Annotated in this window: 15 protein-coding genes, 2 pseudogenes and 1 riboswitch; of the genes and pseudogenes, 4 read left to right on the top strand and 13 right to left on the bottom strand. The window is 41.5% G+C overall.

Annotated elements, in window-relative coordinates; genetic code table 11:
• Nucleotides 1-8 precede the first annotated feature (8 nt).
• Nucleotides 9-572, bottom strand: coding sequence for a beta-class carbonic anhydrase (locus tag ACFOU2_RS14995; RefSeq protein ID WP_377916482.1), 564 nt, complete (start codon nucleotides 570-572; stop codon nucleotides 9-11).
• A gap of 213 nt (nucleotides 573-785) precedes the next feature.
• Entirely contained in the window at nucleotides 786-1034 is a 249-nt protein-coding gene (locus ACFOU2_RS14990; protein WP_377916480.1) for a type B 50S ribosomal protein L31, read from the bottom strand.
• A gap of 151 nt (nucleotides 1035-1185) precedes the next feature.
• Between ACFOU2_RS14990 and ACFOU2_RS14985 the strand changes: the two genes are divergently transcribed.
• Together ACFOU2_RS14985 and ACFOU2_RS14980 are read left to right on the top strand one after the other, a co-directional pair.
• Complete coding sequence (locus ACFOU2_RS14985) at nucleotides 1186-2520, top strand: cytochrome ubiquinol oxidase subunit I (protein ID WP_377916478.1); 1335 nt, start codon at nucleotides 1186-1188, stop codon at nucleotides 2518-2520.
• Nucleotides 2521-2540: 20 nt separating this feature from the next.
• Nucleotides 2541-3566 carry a cytochrome d ubiquinol oxidase subunit II gene (locus ACFOU2_RS14980; RefSeq protein ID WP_377916525.1) on the top strand — a complete coding sequence of 342 codons (1026 nt, stop codon included), beginning with the start codon at nucleotides 2541-2543 and terminating at the stop codon, nucleotides 3564-3566.
• Between the two features lie 247 nt (nucleotides 3567-3813).
• Here the strand turns inward: ACFOU2_RS14980 and ACFOU2_RS14975 are convergent, their stop codons facing one another.
• A complete protein-coding gene (locus ACFOU2_RS14975) occupies nucleotides 3814-4095 on the bottom strand; it encodes a DUF2325 domain-containing protein (protein WP_377916476.1) in 282 nt (93 codons plus the stop codon).
• A 275-nt stretch (nucleotides 4096-4370) separates the two neighbouring features.
• Here ACFOU2_RS14975 and ACFOU2_RS14970 point away from each other — a divergent pair, with 275 nt between their 5' ends.
• Both ACFOU2_RS14970 and ACFOU2_RS14965 read left to right on the top strand, forming a co-directional pair.
• Nucleotides 4371-4529: a DUF1540 domain-containing protein gene (locus tag ACFOU2_RS14970; protein WP_377916474.1), complete on the top strand. Its 159-nt coding sequence runs from the start codon at nucleotides 4371-4373 to the stop codon at nucleotides 4527-4529.
• A gap of 129 nt (nucleotides 4530-4658) precedes the next feature.
• Nucleotides 4659-4853 (top strand): hypothetical protein, encoded by a 195-nt coding sequence (locus ACFOU2_RS14965; RefSeq protein ID WP_377916472.1) that lies wholly within the window; start codon nucleotides 4659-4661, stop codon nucleotides 4851-4853.
• A 36-nt stretch (nucleotides 4854-4889) separates the two neighbouring features.
• Here the strand turns inward: ACFOU2_RS14965 and ACFOU2_RS14960 are convergent, their stop codons facing one another.
• From ACFOU2_RS14960 to ACFOU2_RS14915, 10 genes and pseudogenes are all read right to left on the bottom strand, one after another.
• A complete protein-coding gene (locus ACFOU2_RS14960; RefSeq protein WP_377916470.1) occupies nucleotides 4890-5348 on the bottom strand; it encodes an acyl-CoA thioesterase in 459 nt (152 codons plus the stop codon).
• Between the two features lie 12 nt (nucleotides 5349-5360).
• Nucleotides 5361-6404, bottom strand: coding sequence for a ribonucleotide-diphosphate reductase subunit beta (locus ACFOU2_RS14955; protein WP_377916468.1), 1044 nt, complete (start codon nucleotides 6402-6404; stop codon nucleotides 5361-5363).
• Nucleotides 6405-6417: 13 nt separating this feature from the next.
• Nucleotides 6418-7857: pseudogene (locus tag ACFOU2_RS14950) on the bottom strand (ribonucleoside-diphosphate reductase subunit alpha); the annotation flags it as partial.
• Between the two features lie 598 nt (nucleotides 7858-8455).
• A pseudogene (locus tag ACFOU2_RS14945) lies at nucleotides 8456-9283 on the bottom strand (ribonucleotide reductase N-terminal alpha domain-containing protein); the annotation flags it as partial.
• 132 nt (nucleotides 9284-9415) lie between these two features.
• Nucleotides 9416-9600, bottom strand: a riboswitch (cobalamin riboswitch).
• Between the two features lie 285 nt (nucleotides 9601-9885).
• Nucleotides 9886-10995, bottom strand: a complete 1110-nt coding sequence (menC, locus tag ACFOU2_RS14940; RefSeq protein WP_377916464.1) for an o-succinylbenzoate synthase — start codon at nucleotides 10993-10995, stop codon at nucleotides 9886-9888.
• Nucleotides 10985-12490, bottom strand: a complete 1506-nt coding sequence (locus ACFOU2_RS14935) for an o-succinylbenzoate--CoA ligase (RefSeq protein WP_377916462.1) — start codon at nucleotides 12488-12490, stop codon at nucleotides 10985-10987. Before ACFOU2_RS14935 ends, menC begins: the two co-directional genes overlap by 11 nt.
• A 70-nt stretch (nucleotides 12491-12560) precedes the next feature.
• The gene (gene menB / locus ACFOU2_RS14930; protein ID WP_377916460.1) at nucleotides 12561-13379 is read right to left on the bottom strand and encodes a 1,4-dihydroxy-2-naphthoyl-CoA synthase; all 819 of its coding nucleotides are present in this window, start codon (nucleotides 13377-13379) and stop codon (nucleotides 12561-12563) included.
• Nucleotides 13380-13483: 104 nt separating this feature from the next.
• On the bottom strand, nucleotides 13484-14299 hold the full coding sequence (gene menH / locus ACFOU2_RS14925; protein ID WP_377916458.1) for a 2-succinyl-6-hydroxy-2,4-cyclohexadiene-1-carboxylate synthase: 816 nt from the start codon (nucleotides 14297-14299) through the stop codon (nucleotides 13484-13486).
• Complete coding sequence (gene menD / locus ACFOU2_RS14920) at nucleotides 14296-16062, bottom strand: 2-succinyl-5-enolpyruvyl-6-hydroxy-3-cyclohexene-1-carboxylic-acid synthase (protein ID WP_377916456.1); 1767 nt, start codon at nucleotides 16060-16062, stop codon at nucleotides 14296-14298. The genes menH and menD overlap by 4 nt, the downstream gene beginning before the upstream one ends.
• On the bottom strand, nucleotides 16049-17464 hold the full coding sequence (locus tag ACFOU2_RS14915; RefSeq protein ID WP_377916454.1) for an isochorismate synthase: 1416 nt from the start codon (nucleotides 17462-17464) through the stop codon (nucleotides 16049-16051). Before ACFOU2_RS14915 ends, menD begins: the two co-directional genes overlap by 14 nt.
• Nucleotides 17465-17658: the final 194 nt, after the last annotated feature.

The following is a 17658-nucleotide window of genomic DNA, read 5'->3' as shown; positions in this document are numbered from 1 at the left end:
CCAGCTTTTTATTTTATGTAGCCATCTTTAACTAAATCCAGCTTTCCGGTGTGAGGGTCCATAACCAACCCGTGGACTGGAACATGCTTAGGGAAAAGGGGGTGATTTCGAATAACACCAACACTATGCTCCACACTTTCTTCCACACTGTCAAATCCTCTTAGCCACTTCTTTAAATCGATTCCGGAATACCTAATTGTAGAAAGCGTATCTTTGCTGACACCTTCTGACATCATTTTATGAATAACTTTATCTGCCTCGATTTTTCCCATGCCGCAGTCATAGTGACCGATAACACAAACTTCATCTGCATTGAGCTCATATACAGCGACCATTATGCTCCGCATAATACTTCCAAATGGATGGGCGACAATCGCCCCGGCCGTTTTAATGATTTTAACATCGCCATTACGTAAATTCATCGCATGCGGTAATAACTCTACCAGCCGTGTATCCATACAAGATAAAATGACCAGCCTTTTATCGGGGAATTTCGTTGTTTGATATTTTTCATACTCTTTCTTACTTACAAACTGCTCATTGAACGATAAAATTTCCTGTAATACTGTCATGATACATGTTCCTTCCCTAATCAATTTATTTGTACTTATAAAAATTATATAAATTACTTGAGCTATATACAAATTTTTTGTATGAAAAAGGTTAAATGGCAATAATCCTTAGGAAGGGGTCAAATGACCGCAGGAGCCGGCTCATGCAGCTAAACAATTTCAAAACATAATTTATACTTCTTAACGATAAAAAAGCTTGCGATGCAAGCTTTTTTATTTATTCAAATTATATTTTTTCATGAATCGTTCCGCACGGCCATCACGATCGGCGAATTTTTGTCTTCCAGTATAAAATGGATGCGTATCGGAGCTAATCTCTACTTTAATTAACGGATAAGTGTTTCCATCTTCCCACTCAATGGTTTCATTGGAATACTTAGTAGACCCGGTTAAAAATTTATAGCCGCTGTTGACGTCCATAAAAACTACTTTACGATAATCAGGATGCATATTCGGTTTCATTATCATCTCTCCTTTTATATGATATCTCCATCATAAACCGTAATGATTACTGTTTTCAAATTTTATGCTCCATTTCATTTTATGTGCATAATATGTGGTAAAAAGTGGACAATAAGGGACATCAGTACTTTATTGGAAAGGTTGAGTTTCGATGGATCATTTAGTACTCGCACGTTCACTGTTCGGTATGACGATGGCATTCCATATTATTTTTGCCACTCTCGGAGTAGGTATTCCTCTCATGATACTACTCGCTGAACTTCTGTATCAAAAAACAAAGGATAAAGAGTATGCCATTATGGCTAAACGCTGGACTAAAGGGTTTGCTGTATTGCTCGGAGTTGCCATTCCTACTGGAACAATTGCCGGTGTCCAGCTCAACCTTCTTTGGCCAGGTTTTATGGAAGTAATCGGGAAGGTAATGGCACTTGCATTTCAAATCGAGATCTATGCATTTTTCATTGAAGCATTATTTATGTCGATTTATGTTTATGCCGCTGACCGCCTCCCTTCGGCTATGAGAATACTCAGTGTTACCATGGTGGCAATCGGCGGTGCAGCTTCTGCTATTTTAATTACAAACGTCCATTCATTTGAAGAAACACCAGCAGGTTTTCGAATCGAAAATGGGGAGATTGTCGATGTTGATCCATGGGCGGCTTTTTTCAATCCCAGCTTCACCGTATTCGCATTCCATGTCGTTGTATCGGCTTTTATGACAGGGGCTTTTGTGCTTGGTTCCATTTCGGCTTACAAAATGCTCCGTGCTAAAGCAGAGACCGCGGTCTATAACTTCTATAAGAAAGCATTGCTGCTAAGTTTAACTGCAGGATTTATTTTTTCACTTTTGACAGCTCTCAACGGACATGAGTCCGCACAATTCCTGCATGAGTACCAGCCGGAAAAACTGGCAGCCGCTGAAGGGTTATTCGAAACACAAGATCACGCTCCTTTAGCCATTGGCGGATATACCGACGTCAAAGAGAAAGAAATGAAGTTCGCAATAGAAATTCCATGGGCCCTTAGCTTTTTAGCTGGAAACAGCTTTGATACGGTCGTTGTCGGCCTTGACGATTTTCCCAGAGAATATTGGCCTCCATTGTATATTCACACTTTGTTCAATGGGATGGTCCTTATTGGGGGATTCCTTCTGACCGCAGCTCTGTTCGGACTGTTTTGGTACAAAATTTTAAAACGCAAAGTCTTTCCGAAATGGTTGATGTGGCTATATATAGCAGGGGGCCCTCTTTCTATTCTTGCTATTGAATGCGGATGGATTTTTTCCTGCACCGGCCGTCAGCCATGGGTCATTTACCGAATTATGAAAACATCGGAAGCAGTTACAACCTCTTCTAGGTTAGGAGGGCTGTTTACTTCGTTCTTGATCGTCTACATCATTTTAGGAATAGCAGTTGTACTCGTCTTAAAATATTACTTTAAGCGCCACCCTGTAGCAAAAGATTTAGGAGTTCAATCTGAATCATAAGGAGGTGTCATATTGATATGATGACCGAAGCATTATTGGCAATATCGATACTATGGGGATTCATCTTTATTTATGCGGTCATGGCCACGATGGATTTTGGAGCGGGGTTCTGGTCCATGGTATATATTAATCAAGAGAAGACGAATGCGACAAACATTGCAAACCGTTATTTATCCCCCACATGGGAAGTAACGAATGTGTTCATTGTAGCCATCGTTGTAGCGCTCTTCTCATTTTTCCCGGGGGCTACGTTTACGCTGGGTACTGTTCTTTTGATTCCGGGAAGCATCATTTTATTACTGTTGTCCATCCGAAGCGCCTTTCTTGTCTTCTCGCATATGGCAAAGGATTACGAAAAAGTACTAACCTATATTTCAGGGATTTCAGGCCTTCTTATTCCTGCTTTTTTAATTTGTGTGCTGCCAATCACACACGGAAACTATATCGACAATATCGAAGGAACGGATAAGCTGAATTTAGTCACTTTATTTACGAGCCTGAATGTATATGCCTTCATCGGCTTTGCCGTTAGTTCCACTTTGTTCCTGTCATCCCTGCTTTTAGCCGATTTCTCTAAAGTATCGGAAGAATTTGAAGCATATAAAATATATCGCCGGGATGCCATCATTCTTGGACCGATTGCACTGTTGATGGCCCTCTTTATTATGTTGACGATGCGTCAGGAAGCAACATGGCTTTACGATAATATGATGGAATTTCGAGGCTGGCTGATCAGCTCTGCCCTCATGTTTATAGTAACGGGCGGTGCTTTATTCATCCCTTCACGTAAAACGATTGGGATGCCTCGAATCGCTGTTGTATCAACCGTACTGCAATACTTCCTGGCTAGCTATGCTTATGGAAGGGCACATCTGCCATACGTTGTCTTCCCCAACGTAACGATCGAATCCGGGTTTACACACCCCGCTATGTTCCGTGCATTGTTTATCTCTTATATTGTGGGATTCGCTATCCTTTTTCCGGGCTTTGTGTACTTCTGGAAGCTATTTATGAAAGATCGCAGCTATTTAAGGAAAAAAATTTGATAAAGGAAACGAGGCGATTGCCGAGCCTTTAGGCGACGGCGATCGCCTCGTTGCACTTATGCTAATAAGAAAGCACTTTTATGGTTTCTTATTTTATTAGCTAAAAAAGAAGGAACCACTTGGGACTGCTGACAAACTAAGTTTCTAAGGAAAAAGCCGATAAATTCCTACTATTGATTCAAACATCCTCAACACACATAAAATGATAATCATTCTCAATGTTGATTAAAAAATAAAACATTCTTGATTATGCTTCTCGTCGAATAATTTTTTGAATGGCACTCCATGAATGTTTTACAAAATAAATCGGTTTTTCTTGCTTCTTTGCTTTTTCCTTTATCACTTTCGCCATATTATGATTAATAAAATCAGTAATGACCAATATAAATTCAGTATGCTCTGGGATTTCTCTTTTCACCATACTTGATTTTCTTCCATCCAAATGAATGATATCTGTATACCCTTCATTTTCTAAGCGGTTCGTAATATGCTTTAAGCGATCCCCGCCTACTACCATAATTGAAGACATATTGTTCCTCCTTTTGATTCTCTCCCTCTTTATGTAGAATCTTTTCGCTTTGCCACTATTCAATCTATTTACAGAATAATTGAGAATGATTCTCTTTGTCAATATGAGATTGATAAAAATTCTCAATTGATTTTCATCATGTGTCATTGACTCCATCATGCAGGCAGTTTTCTCCTCCTTGAGGAATTGGGAATTTTATCGTCCGCTAGAGCGGGATAAACTTATTCAAAATGGTGAAGCTAAACGTGTACGTTATCAAAAGGAGGAGAGTTACGATGGCACAAGACGTATTATGCGAAGTAAACAACTGTCACTACTGGAATCAAGGCAACCGTTGCGGTGCTGATGCCATCTATGTTGTCAGCCATACGGGAGAACGGGCTTCTAACAGCCGTGAAACTGATTGCAAGACCTTCAAACCAAGTAATGAATAAATTTCTATAGATTCAAGGGTACTTCTTCAGGAAACGTTGAAGAAAGAAAAGTTATTTGTTTAGGAGGTATCCTCGACGCTTAGCGCATTGGGGATGCCTTTTTTACTACATATTTCAGGGGGTTAAGCCATGAACCGCGATAGTTTAATCAATTCTTTTAAAAATGAAGTTAAAACATCAAATCAAATGACATTCCCAATTTGCGTCGACTCCTTTACAAACTTATGGCAGTATGAGTTTGGGTCATTAGATGGTTTACCGGCGGAGATTGATGATATCATTGCACATCGTGCAGTGGAACTAGGCTTAATGGAGATGGATTAACACAAAAAGGGAGACTTTACGAGCCTCCCTTTTTGACTATTTCATTCTTTTTTCCCGCCGTTCTTTTGAGGAAGTATAAAGCCACTTTTCTTCCTCTGTTTGAGGAACGACCTTTGGTACCGGTTTAGAGTTTCCCTCGTCGTCTACGGCGACCATCGTTACAAACGAAGTCGTCGTCAGTGTTTGTTCACCTGTTTTCAAGTTTTCCCGATGAACACGGACATACACTTCCATCGATGTATTTCCCGTTCCCGTAACGAACGATTCAAGCGTTAAAATATCTCCTGCTTTGACAGAGGATAAAAAATTAACAGAGTCAATTGAAGCGGTAACCACGGTTGATCTTGAATGCTTCATCGCAGATATTGCCGCAATTTCATCAATATAAGCCAATACTTTTCCGCCAAAAATAGAGCCTAAGTGGTTCGTATCAGGGGGCAGCACTAATCTTGTTTGAACAACCCTTGATTCATTCATCGCCTTTTCTTGCTGCACAAATTTTCCTCCTTATAATTCATCAAAACCATTCACATCAGATGTCTTCGTATACTGTCTTGATCTTTGTTCAAAGAAATCCGTTTTCCCTAAATCCACTTCCTGGTAAGCGATGATCCAGCGAAGCGGATTATGAATAGGCGCGTCCGGAAAAGCCAGACGTCCAAACCCCAGCTGATTGCAGCGCTTATTTGCCATATATTGAATATACTGCGTCAGTTCAGACATCGTTATTCCATTAAACTTTTCACCAATGACGTCATTGGCCCATTCGATTTCGAGGCGGGCTGCTTCCCTGAATGTTTCAATTACGAATTCCTTTAATTCCCCTGTTCGGTATTGAGGATATTCGCTCAATACTTCTTTAAAAATCTGCTCAAACAATCCAACATGAATTTGTTCATCACGGTTAATGTAATTAATCATTGTAGAACTTGCCAGCATTTTTTGATTGCGTGCCAGATTGTAAAAGAAAGCAAACCCGCTGTAGAAAAACAGTCCCTCTAAAATAATATCAAATACAATGGATTTTAAGAAGTTCTCTACGGTCGGTTCCTGTGAAAATTGTTTATATCCATTTGTCACAAAATCATTTCGTTCACGAAGCTTTTCTTCTGTACGCCAATATTCAAACACCTCATCCTGTTTTGTTTTAGATACAAGACTGGATAAAACGTATGAGTAGGAGTGAGTATGAATGACCTCTTGCTGTGCCAGCATGATCATCAAAGCATTGACAGATGAGTCCGTAATATAGTCTGCCGCCTTTTTAGCATAATCAGATTGGATGCTGTCTAATAAGGCCAACAACCCGATAATCTTTAAAAAACTTTCCTGCTCCTGTTTGGTCAAAAGCTGAAATTGTTTAATATCCTGGCTCATATTGATTTCAAACGGGGTCCAGAAATTAGCCAGCATGCGCTTATATTTCGGATATGCCCATGGGTAGCGGACATCATCCCAGTTTAAAATGTTGGAGCTGCTTCCGTTGATGATGCTTGTGGCACGATTAGGAGCTTGTTCATCCATTAATGCCCGTTGTATTAATGTTGTCATTGTTTCTCCCCCTTTAGCTGTGACAGCTTTCACATTCATCAATGACTTCGCTGGACGTAGATCGAACATAATACGTCGTTTTCAGCTTGTTCTTCCAGGCCATCATGTGCAAGTCCAACAGCTCTTTTGCCTTAATATCGTTACGCACATACAGATTAAAAGAGATAGACTGATCAATGTGACGCTGACGTTTAGCATTTTGTAAAATGCTCCATCTTTGATCAATATGATAGGTTGATTTATAGTACCATGTTGTTTCAGCATTCAAATCTGGAGCGGTAACTGGAATCTTATAGTTCTTTTTTTCCTCTGAATAGGATTTGCGGAAAATTGGGTCAATGCTTGCGGTGGATCCGGCGATAATGGATGTAGATGAGTTAGGTGCCACTGCCAATAAGTAGCCGTTGCGGATACCCTTTTGCTTCACAAGCTCCCGAAGCTCTTTCCATTCGTCTGATACATAGCCGCGCAGCTCGAAATATGCACCTGTCTCCCAATCGGATCCTTGGAATAAAGGATAGGCTCCCTTCTCTTCGGCCAACTCCATGCTTGCTTTTATCGTCAAGTAAGCGATGTTCTCATACAGTTCATCACAGTATTGGACAGCCTCCTCAGACTCCCAGGCAATTTTTTTTAAGGCCAGTAAATGATGCCATCCAAATGTACCCCCGCCCACTGCCCTATATTTTTCGTTTGTGAGCTTCGCTTGCAGAACAGGCAGATCGTTTAGGTCAATCACATTATCAAGCATACGACTTTGAATCTTGATTAATCTTTCTAACACGTTTTCTGTGACAGCTTTCGCTAAATTAATAGAGGATAAATTACAAGTAACGAAATCTCCCGGTTCCTTCGTCACTACAATTCTCCCGTCTTCCAATCTCTCTTCTGTCACTTTTGTGATACTCATATTTTGAGCAATCTCTGTACATAAATTAGAACCGTAAATCATGCCTGCATGCTTGTTCGGATTCATCCGATTTACTGTATCGCGATAAAGCATATAAGGTGTACCGGTTTCAAGCTGGCTTTTCATGATGCCTTTGAAAATTTCAATGGCGGGCACGACATCCCATAACAAACCTCTTTCACCAAACAAACCTTGGTCTGCTGCCTGAACACACTCAAAATATTTAGTACGGAAGCTTCCGCTGCCTTCTTCCTCATCATAGTAATCCTCTAAACTGTAATTCATTACTTTCCGAATCGTGTGGGGATCAAAAATGTACCATTCTTCACGCGCTTCTACCTTTTCCATAAATAAATCCGGTATGCAGACTCCTGTAAATAGATCATGAGTGCGCTGACGCTCGTCTCCGTTATTTAACCGTGTATCCAAAAATGAGAAGATATCTTTATGGGTCACATCTAAAAAAACTGCAATTGCACCCTGACGCTGACCTAATTGATCCACGCTAACCGCAGTGTTGTTAAGCTGTTTCATCCACGGAATTCAAAATTGTTACTCTTCGTTATAAAGATGAAGGGATAGGTCATTTCTGCCTACCTCTCTATGTCGCCATAGAGTTCAGACTATATCATTATCCAATTTTTTAATTTTCTTGAGTTTTGATCCGAAAGATATTTTTATTTTTGATTGTTTCACACTCATACTCTTTACCATTTTTCTGAGCTTCATTACTACATTTTGGCTACAGAATTTTTGAGTCGCTTTTCCTTTTTTGTAAGCATAAAATTCTTCGCCACAAAAATTACAGTTGAATGGATGTTTTTTCTTACATAGTTTTTATCATATGCCACTATTGCCACCTCCTTTTTGGCTCTTTTAAGTAACTCTATAAAATTAACCTTTCTACTCAAGAAAAAATTGGATAGGCGGCTCGGGTTGTAAAATTACTTTTATAACCACTTAGTCGTTGGACCTTCTTCCTAACTTATCTCAGGAAGCTTGGCTGCTGATTAACCGCAATCTTGGATTTTCAGGGGTCAATACGTCATTACTGCGTATCATCCTACCTTGATATACTCGGTCTTTCCAGCAATTGACCGCCTTTTTATACAAACATTACTGCCTGCAGGCGCTATTCCTTAACGCCACTTGAAACACCTTTAAACCCTTTAATATCACTTCCGCGGCTTCTTACCTTCCCCAGGTATGCACCGATACCTCCACCGTTTTTACTAACTGTCGCAATATCCGTATTGCTGTCATAAATTCCTCTCAAGCTGTCATCGATCGTATCAATAAAGCAGCTCGATAACTGTCCGTAGCTTTTCCCCGCATTCGCCAGTGTCGGTGTCGCAACGGTCATATATAAGTTCGACAATGCCCAGTACGCTTCCTTAATGAGTTCCAAACGCTTCTCTTTTGATTCTTTCATCATCAGTGTCATCGCGATAATCAAAAAGCGCTCTTGCGGCAGTTCGTACACATCACCGCTGTGCGACTTGGCCAGGTAACGGTCCGCCAATGTCACCAAACCGATGTATGTAAACAAGTGGTCCCGCTCCTGAACGATGATTTGCTGCAGACTATCAATTTCATTTTGGGTATATTCGTTCAAAAGATTTTCGCTGTAAATTCCGATATCCGTTAAAGATCGAATCAGCTCATACAATGACCCGTATTTTTCTTTAGCCTCGTATCCTCTCGAAATCGCAGCCTTTCTATACAGCTGGCCCAAATATACTCTGGCAGCTGCATACGTCCAGTTCGGCTCTTCTACTGATATTCTCTCCAAAGCGGATAAAACCAGCAAATTACCGATTTGTTCTTCTGTCATATCATTTTTGTATGAAAGAGCATGTCCAATCTTTTCACGATAAGATACAAAATCTAATTGCGGAAATGAATCTACAAGCTCCTCTAAGCATGTTGTCACATTGTTTGTCATGGCTGCCGCATAAGTATTTTCCATACCGTTTCCTCCTTTTTCAATTTTCAATAAAAAAACGCCCATCGGAGTTCGATGAGCGAATAGAACGGAATGGGAAAAGGGTACACGACACCTTCTCCACTCACGTTCTATCCTCTCACCTCCCGAAGAAGATAGCACGATGTAAAATAGGCAGGTCTCCTGACTTATGCATCATCCTACTTTAAGGCCTTCCCATGAAGCAGCTTCACAGTGGGTTTCCTTATTTCATCAGCAATTACAGTTGCGGGTACAGCTCCGGATTTCCACCGGATTCCCTTTTCAGTTGCTTTCGCAACACCTATTTCACTGAGCAACACAATATGTTGTATTTTAACAAACAGAAAATAACTATATCTTGTTGTCTCATTCATTATAAAGCTAAAATTTTCATCTGACAACTGTTTTTTCCACTTTAAATTAAAATCCCTCATTCGACAAGAGGGATGGCTCCAAACGACGAAAACCATGTCGTTTGAGGACACCCCTCCAATGGATCATCACATTTATTTTCATAAAATCAAAATTTTTGTCGACTCTTCATTCCATGCAAAAATAAAGATCTCTTGCTGTTTAACTCATTAGTCAGCCTGAGTCATACAAAGCTACATAGCCTTATATGTTTTTGTTTCATATGTAACTTTTTTCAAAAATTCTCTATCGATTTCAAAACCCATTCCAATTTTTGATGGGACCTGAATATAACCATCCGTCACTATTACTTCAGGCACGATGACGTCTTTTTCCCAGTAGCGGGATGATGCTGAAATGTCTCCTGGAATCGTAAATCCCGGTAGAGAGGCAAGAGCAATATTATGGGCGCGGGATACACCAGATTCCAACATTCCTCCAACCCATAAATCAATCCGTTGGTCCAAGCATAAATCATGAATTCGCTTCGCTTCTGTTAACCCTCCTACTCGTCCTACCTTTACGTTCACAATCTGACAGCTCCCCAGTTCAATCGCTTTACGAACATCATCATATGAAACGATGCTTTCATCAAGACAGATGGGGGTCATGATCTCCCGCTGCAGCTTAGCATGATCCACAATGTCATCCGAATCTAAGGGTTGTTCAATCATCATGAGCTCAAATTCATCAAGAAGTTTTAGCCTTTCTATATCATGTAAGGTGTAAGCTGAATTGGCATCTGCCATTAAAGGAAGAGAAGGATATTCCTTTCGAATTTGCCTAATGAGTTCATAATCATATCCCGGTTTAATTTTCACTTTAAAACGTTTGTACCCTTCTTTTAAATACTGTTCGATTTTGGCCAGCATTTTCGGAATATCATCTATTCCGATCACCACACCCGCTTCAATTTTATTTCTGGTACCTCCAAGTACTGAGGCAAGGGGCTTTTCTCTCTTTGTGGCATATAGATCCCATAAAGCTGTATCCAATCCCGCTTTTGCCATGCGGTTTCGTTTCACAGGAGAAAAAACAGCGGTCAAATCTTCAGGATGCTTACATTCACCTTTTAACAAAGAGGGAATAAGGAATTCATCGAGCACATGGAAACAAGTCTGAATGGTCTCTTCTGTGTACCACGGGATGGAAAATGCAACAACCTCTCCCCATCCCGTTACCCCGTCTGTGTCTTCCACTTCGACTAAAATCATTTCACGCTTTTGTACCTTTCCGTAGCTCGTCACAAACGGGGCCAATAAATCCATCTTGATAAAGCGCAGTATAACGTACTTAATGTTCATCTTGCTTTCCTACATACTTCTCTAATAATAAAGGCAACTGACGGCGTACAAGTTTATTGGACGCATTGCGGGGCAGTCCATCTACAAAATAAATATGATGGGGTACTTTGTATTTCGCCAGACGCTCCAGGCAATAATGTTTGACCTCTTCTTCAGTCAAAAATGCGCCTTTTTGTTTCACAAGAAACGCACATGGAATTTGTCCCCATTTCTCATCTTCCATTCCTGTTACACCTGCATCAATGATGAGCGGATGCGATAACAGCACAGATTCTATCTCGGCAGGATACACGTTTTCGCCCCCTGATATAATTAAGTCAGAGCGCCTGTCCAAAACATATAAAAACCCCTCTTCATCGAGGTAACCGATATCTCCTGTATGAAACCATCCGTTTTGAAGCGCTTCATTCGTGGCTTCCGGCCGATTTAAATAGCCTTCGGTGACATTCGGACCTTTTACCACAATTTCCCCCGGCTGCTTGGCTTCCGCTTTTTCACCTTGTCTTGTTTGAATTTGTACCTCACAAGGAAATAAGGGTTTCCCTGCTGATCCTAGCTTAGTGAGACTGTACTCGGGGGGAAGTGTCACGATTTGAGAAGCGGTCTCGGTCATTCCATATGTTTGATAGACCGGAATATTTAAATCCGAACATCTTTCAAGAACAGGCAATGGAGCCGGTCCACCCCCTAGTAGCATACAGCGAAAATGGGATGGATATGCCTCATCCCCTAAGTCATCCAGCATTCTTGAAAGCATCGCCGTGACGACCGACGCAATCGTAATCCCCTCTTCCTTAATCGCCCGATTAGCAAGGGAAGGATCAAACTTCTCGTGCAAGACCACTTTCATACCATAAATGATACCTCTCATTAATATGGATAGACCGCTAATATGAAAAAGAGGTACAGTACAAAGCCAAGCATCCTTATCCTGAAGCCCAAGATTCAAAGCTGAACCAACAGCACTCCACCAGTGATTGCCATAAGTCTGCATGACCCCTTTTGGGTTTCCGGTCGTACCGGATGTATACATAATGGTATCAATGTTATCCAGCTGGAACTCTTTAATCCAATCAAACGTTTGTTTAGATGTCTGCATGACCTCTTTAAAAGTATGAATCTTAATGTCCAGATAAACTTGAGCCTCTTTTGCAGTATGTAAAAAGTCCTCATTTACCAACAATGTTTTAACACCCGCATCTTCCAATTGAAATCGCATTTCATGGGATGTTAAACGTGTGTTTAACAGCAATGTCTTTGCGCCAATATACTTCATCGCATGAATAAATATCACCATTTCAAGACTGTTGGAAGCTAAAATGGCTGTCATATCGCTTTTTCTTATACCTAACGACACACATTTCTCGGCTAAGCCAAGAGCTTGTTCATGAAGCTGCCGAAATGTTAATACACCACTTGGTGCCGATATCGCTATACGATCTGGAGTTAAGTCCGCCCGCTTCATAAGCCAATTTGGAATTGTTTGATAAGTCACTGTATTCACTCCTTGCATGAATGTTCAAAAAAAACAGCTCGATGAACCATTCATCAAGCTGTTTTTGTAATCACGGAAAACGAGGGAATTGGCCGAAGTCCGGTTTGCGTTTTTCTTTGAATGCATCGCGGCCTTCTTTCGCTTCATCGGTTGTATAGTAAAGAAGCGTTGCATCTCCAGCCAGCTGCTGCAAGCCTGCTAAACCGTCAGAGTCTGCATTAAACGCTGCTTTTAAGAAACGAAGAGCTGTCGGGCTTTTCTCTAGGATTTCTTCACACCATTTAATCGTTTCCGCCTCTAATTGTTCAAGCGGTACTACTGTGTTTACTAAACCCATATCCAATGCTTCCTGTGCATTGTATTGACGGCATAAGTACCAGATTTCACGTGCTTTTTTATGGCCGACAATACGCGCTAAATAGCCTGAACCGTACCCAGCGTCAAAGCTTCCCACTTTCGGGCCTGTTTGGCCGAAAATCGCATTGTCAGCAGCAATCGTTAAATCACATACAAGATGAAGAACATGTCCACCGCCGATGGCGTAACCCGCTACCATCGCGATGACCGGCTTTGGAATGACACGAATTAAACGTTGTAAATCTAAAACATTTAGACGTGGAATCTCGTCTTCTCCCACATAGCCGCCATGGCCGCGCACTTTTTGGTCACCGCCGGAACAGAATGCTTTCTCGCCCGCTCCTGTTAAAACGATGACTCCAATGTTAGAGTCGTCACGAGCATAAGCAAATGCATCGATTAATTCCATTACTGTTTTAGGACGAAATGCATTGCGTACCTCAGGACGATTGATTGTAATCTTGGCAATTCCATTGTACGTTTCATATAAAATATCTTCATACTGACGTTCTGACATCCATTCTACTGCCATAACTGTTCCTCCTTTTATGTATCCATTAGAAAAACCCGACATTAGCCAAATCCTTTAAGGGAATGGAATGCTTGGTTTTTCTATGGGGTTAAGAAAGGACTTATCTATCCTTTCTCATTGGCTAAAAACCCACTTACTATTTTACCAAAAATCTCCCGTTGTTCCACATGGATTGCATGCCCGGCATTCAAAATTGTTTCATGCTTTGCGTGCGGCATAAGATTTTCCATCTCACGAGCAATCCGGCAAAACTTCTCATCCCACTCGCCCGTGACGAGGAGTGTCGGCATTTGTAAGAAGGGTAACTTCCCCCACCAGGATGGCTGCATGCCTGTCCCCATGCCCCGCAAACTATTGGCCAAACCGATTGGATCGTTCTTTAACCTTTGCTCACGCATGGATTGCTGAACACCAGACGGTAGTTGCTTTTGGCTTTCAAACAAAGGGATATTCCCCCACTTGTCCACAAACCAGGAAATACCGTTGTCCAGGATTTGCTGTGCTAATGCATCGTCTTGCTGCTTTCGCCTCTCCCGCTCTTGCACCGTTTTCAATCCGGGAGAGGCGCTTTCCAATATTAGCTTTCCCACTCTCTCCGGAAACATAGCTGCAAATGAAAGTGCCAAGCGTCCCCCCATTGAATATCCTAAAACATTGATTTGCTCTATATGGAGTTCATCGAGTAATAAGCGTAAATCCTGTACAACTGATTCCATCCCATATCTCGTCACATCTTGTGGAGAAGAGGTTTCACCATGGCCTATAATATCTAAGGAAATCAATTGGCCCGTTTTCTCCCACTCCCCGTAAAATGGTTCCCACGTTTCCTTGGAACCTGTGAAGCCGTGCAGCAATAAAAGGGGAGAACCTTCTCCTGATATATACACATGATACGAAACATCATGAATCACGAATTTCATACATCTTGCACCATTTCCATCACTTTATTCATTTCCTGGGAAACAGATTTCCACAATTCTCGATGAAGTATGACATTTTCCCCGCGGGATGTCTTCACTTCAATCACTTTTAGTCCCTTCTGCGCGAAGGAATCTCTCACGGCCTGTCTAAACTCTTTCCATGTTTCAACACGCTGGAAACGCCCACTGTACATCTCCACTACTTTTTCGAATTCAATACCGATAGGGGTTCCAAATAAAGATTCAAAATGTTTCTCTTCTTTTGACTGCGGCAAGAAGGAAAAAATCCCCCCACCATCGTTATTCACAAGAATAACAGTTAAATTCAACTTATTCATCTTCGCAGCAAGCAAGCCATTTAAATCATGATAAAAGGACAAATCACCGATGAGTAATACAGTGGGCGCATCATTTGTACTCACTCCCAGAGCACTTGAAACAACCCCATCGATTCCGTTTGCCCCGCGATTGGCTAAAATTCGGATGGACTTGTCATTAGCATAAAAGAAAGTGTCGACATCGCGAATTGGCATTGAATTTCCGACAAACAAGGTCGAAGGATCTGGAAGCAAGGATGCGAGCTCTGTTACAACCTTTCCTTCTGAAATGACCTCTTCGTCCATCAGCTTTTGCAGCCATTCTGTTGTTTTCTCATTCACGAGCATCCATTTATTCAGCCAATCTGTTGAAGAACGAATGGATTCGCCTGTTAAACGGCAAAGCTCCCGGCAAAAATGTTTTTCCTCACAATGAATCATATCTGTCGCTGACAATGTCGGCTCTCTCCAGCCTCCTCCACCGTCAACTACGATCATCTCTTTTGGTTCATGTTGTTTTAAAAAGAGAAGCAACGGTTTTGATACAGGCATCGCCCCAAACCGAATCACGATGTCAGGCTTCAACCCAGGTACTAGTTGTTCATTTTTCAAGAATGTATCATAAGCCGTTACCACACGTTCTTTGCTATGCTTTCCGCTTCTCAGCTGCGATAGCGGGTCAGCTAGAATCGGATAATTTAATTTCTCTGCCAGTTTGACTACCGTACTGGCAAACTCTTCATCATCATGATCACCGCATACAATAATTCCACGCTCATACCGCTGCACTCTCATTGCCACTTCTTCCAAAACGGCAGATGAGCACACGAACTCTCCACTGCGGACTTCTGTATGCTTTGATTTGCTTCTTCTTCCTGTTGACCATAAGCCCTCTTGTGACAAGTTGGGTACTAACGGCTCTCGCAAAGGAAAATTAAGATGAACGGGCCCTGCTGGCGCAGTCATCGATGTACCTACCGCTCTGGCAGCGGCTGTACGAATATAACGAATCATGTCTGCTGTGTTTTCAGGAACAGCCAGCTCTACAAACCATTTCGCATATTGTCCGTATAAGTGAATCTGATTAATGGCCTGCGGGGCACCAACGTCTCGCAGCTCATGCGGACGGTCTGCTGTAATCACTACTAGCGGAACACGTGATTGGTAAGCCTCTACAATTGCCGGGTAATAGTTTGCCGCTGCGGTTCCTGATGTACAAACAAGCGCCACCGGCCGTTTTTTTGCTTTGGCAATCCCTAACGCAAAAAAACCGGCCGAGCGCTCATCGATATTTAAATGCACATGAATATCAGGGTGTTCAGCCATTAAGATCGCTAATGGGGTAGAACGTGACCCTGGACTTATTACCACGTCTTTTACCTTAACATTCGCTAATTCATCAACAAAAGCTGCCACATAAGATGTAAGGGCTTCAGTGGATGTCATGAATTGCACCTCCTAAAGCGGATAGCATTGGGTTAAATTTAATCTTGGTCTCTTTGTACTCACTTTCCGGATCTGATTCTGCCACAATCCCGCATCCAGCAAACAAAGATGCTTCATTCTTTTGAAGAAGACCTGAACGGATACCGACAATGAACTCACCATTTCCTCTACTATCAAGCCATCCTAAAGGAGAACCATACCACCCGCGGTCCAACAACTCAAGCTCCCGAATAACCTGCTTAGCTTTTTTCTGTGGATATCCGCCTAAAGCTGGAGTCGGATGCAGCCTTTCAACAAGAGAGAACAAGCTCATCCCGCTTTTGATCTTTCCTTTTACGGGTGTATATAAATGCTGGATATGTTTTGTTTTATATAAACCTGGAGACGACGGAGCTTCGATGTTTTTACAGCTTTCCATCATCGCCTCTTTAATCATATGGACAACAACCTCATGCTCTACCAAGTTCTTTTCATCACTCAATAGCTCTTGGCCTAATCGTTCATCTTCCTCTTCCGATTTTCCGCGTCGGATAGAACCAGCCAAACAAGTCGAAAATACATCCTCTTGCTCTCGTTTGACCAATCGCTCGGGTGAAGCCCCAATAAAACAGTCATCACCGCTTTCAAACGCAAAAATGTAACTTGTCGGTTGCTCTGCCATCAGTCGTTGTAACACATACTCATTTGGAAGGGGCTGAGAAAATGAGGCTCTTAGTTCTCGAGCCAATACCACCTTTTCAATCTCCCCACGCTGAATTCGTTTAGTAGCTTCATCCACAGCCTCTTTCCACTTAATCGGCTCTACTTCTTCTTGATGAAGCATCTTACTTGGAAAAGGATTTAGTTCTCTGTTGTTCTCGCCAAATAAAGTTTCTTCTACTCTTTTCAGCCAATGCACAATCTCTGCTGCACGGTTCTTTTCTGTAACTAGTACATTTATCGTAAAATACGCCTCATGTTCTATTGCAGTATATAAAAACTGCGGTACAATAAATTTACCGCTGGGAAATTCTCTCCATAAGTTTGTTTGTTCTTTTTGAGGATCAAAGGAGAACCCTCCAAACAGGAGCGGACCCGTCCCGGTCGGAAACATATCTTTTTTATGAACAGATTGATCAATAAAGCGCTTCCATTGTTTTTCAATGGACCGATACCGATCTTGATTTCTTTTTGTTGTCATGACATGTAAATGATTCAATCCGATAAACGTATATTGACGCGCTGCATCCATCCAAATGAAGCGCTCTCCATAAAACATTTTTCTTCCATTACAAAAAAGCGCCAGGGGATCATAGGGATTTATTCGTTTAACAAAGCTGACTAATCGCGGTTTACCTTCTTTTTTGGCCTGTTCACAAGCTTCTTGCAGAGCCTGTAACGGATGTTGTTTTATCGCAATCACAATAAGTCCCCCCACTGTACTTGAAAACTGATCTTTAACTAATTTATTATAAAACTTAATATTGAAAAAATCTAGCGATACCCTCCCTCATTCTCTTCCTTATTCTTTTTGGAATGGAATTTATAAGACAAATTTCTTATTAAAAATCGTTGACACTCTATACACCTTTTTCTACACTTAACATGTATTGTTCT

The sequence above is a fragment of the Bacillus songklensis genome (genome assembly GCF_042649685.1).
GTDB classification, from domain to species: domain Bacteria; phylum Bacillota; class Bacilli; order Bacillales; family Bacillaceae_H; genus Bacillus_BA; species Bacillus_BA songklensis.
Note: the sequence above shows the minus strand (reverse complement) of the source record. Positions and strands in the feature narration are given on the sequence as shown.

Bases quoted from the DNA above. Each gene is read 5' to 3' on its own strand.
- ACFOU2_RS14995 (WP_377916482.1), bottom strand. From the start codon at position 572: ATGACAGTATTACAGGAAATTTTATCGTTCAATGAGCAGTTTGTAAGT.
- ACFOU2_RS14990 (WP_377916480.1), bottom strand. From the start codon at position 1,034: ATGAAACCGAATATGCATCCTGATTATCGTAAAGTAGTTTTTATGGAC.
- ACFOU2_RS14985 (WP_377916478.1), top strand. From the start codon at position 1,186: ATGGATCATTTAGTACTCGCACGTTCACTGTTCGGTATGACGATGGCA.
- ACFOU2_RS14980 (WP_377916525.1), top strand. From the start codon at position 2,541: ATGACCGAAGCATTATTGGCAATATCGATACTATGGGGATTCATCTTT.
- ACFOU2_RS14975 (WP_377916476.1), bottom strand. From the start codon at position 4,095: ATGTCTTCAATTATGGTAGTAGGCGGGGATCGCTTAAAGCATATTACG.
- ACFOU2_RS14970 (WP_377916474.1), top strand. From the start codon at position 4,371: ATGGCACAAGACGTATTATGCGAAGTAAACAACTGTCACTACTGGAAT.
- ACFOU2_RS14965 (WP_377916472.1), top strand. From the start codon at position 4,659: ATGAACCGCGATAGTTTAATCAATTCTTTTAAAAATGAAGTTAAAACA.
- ACFOU2_RS14955 (WP_377916468.1), bottom strand. From the start codon at position 6,404: ATGACAACATTAATACAACGGGCATTAATGGATGAACAAGCTCCTAAT.
- menC (WP_377916464.1), bottom strand. From the start codon at position 10,995: ATGAACATTAAGTACGTTATACTGCGCTTTATCAAGATGGATTTATTG.
- menB (WP_377916460.1), bottom strand. From the start codon at position 13,379: ATGGCAGTAGAATGGATGTCAGAACGTCAGTATGAAGATATTTTATAT.
- menH (WP_377916458.1), bottom strand. From the start codon at position 14,299: ATGAAATTCGTGATTCATGATGTTTCGTATCATGTGTATATATCAGGA.
- menD (WP_377916456.1), bottom strand. From the start codon at position 16,062: ATGACATCCACTGAAGCCCTTACATCTTATGTGGCAGCTTTTGTTGAT.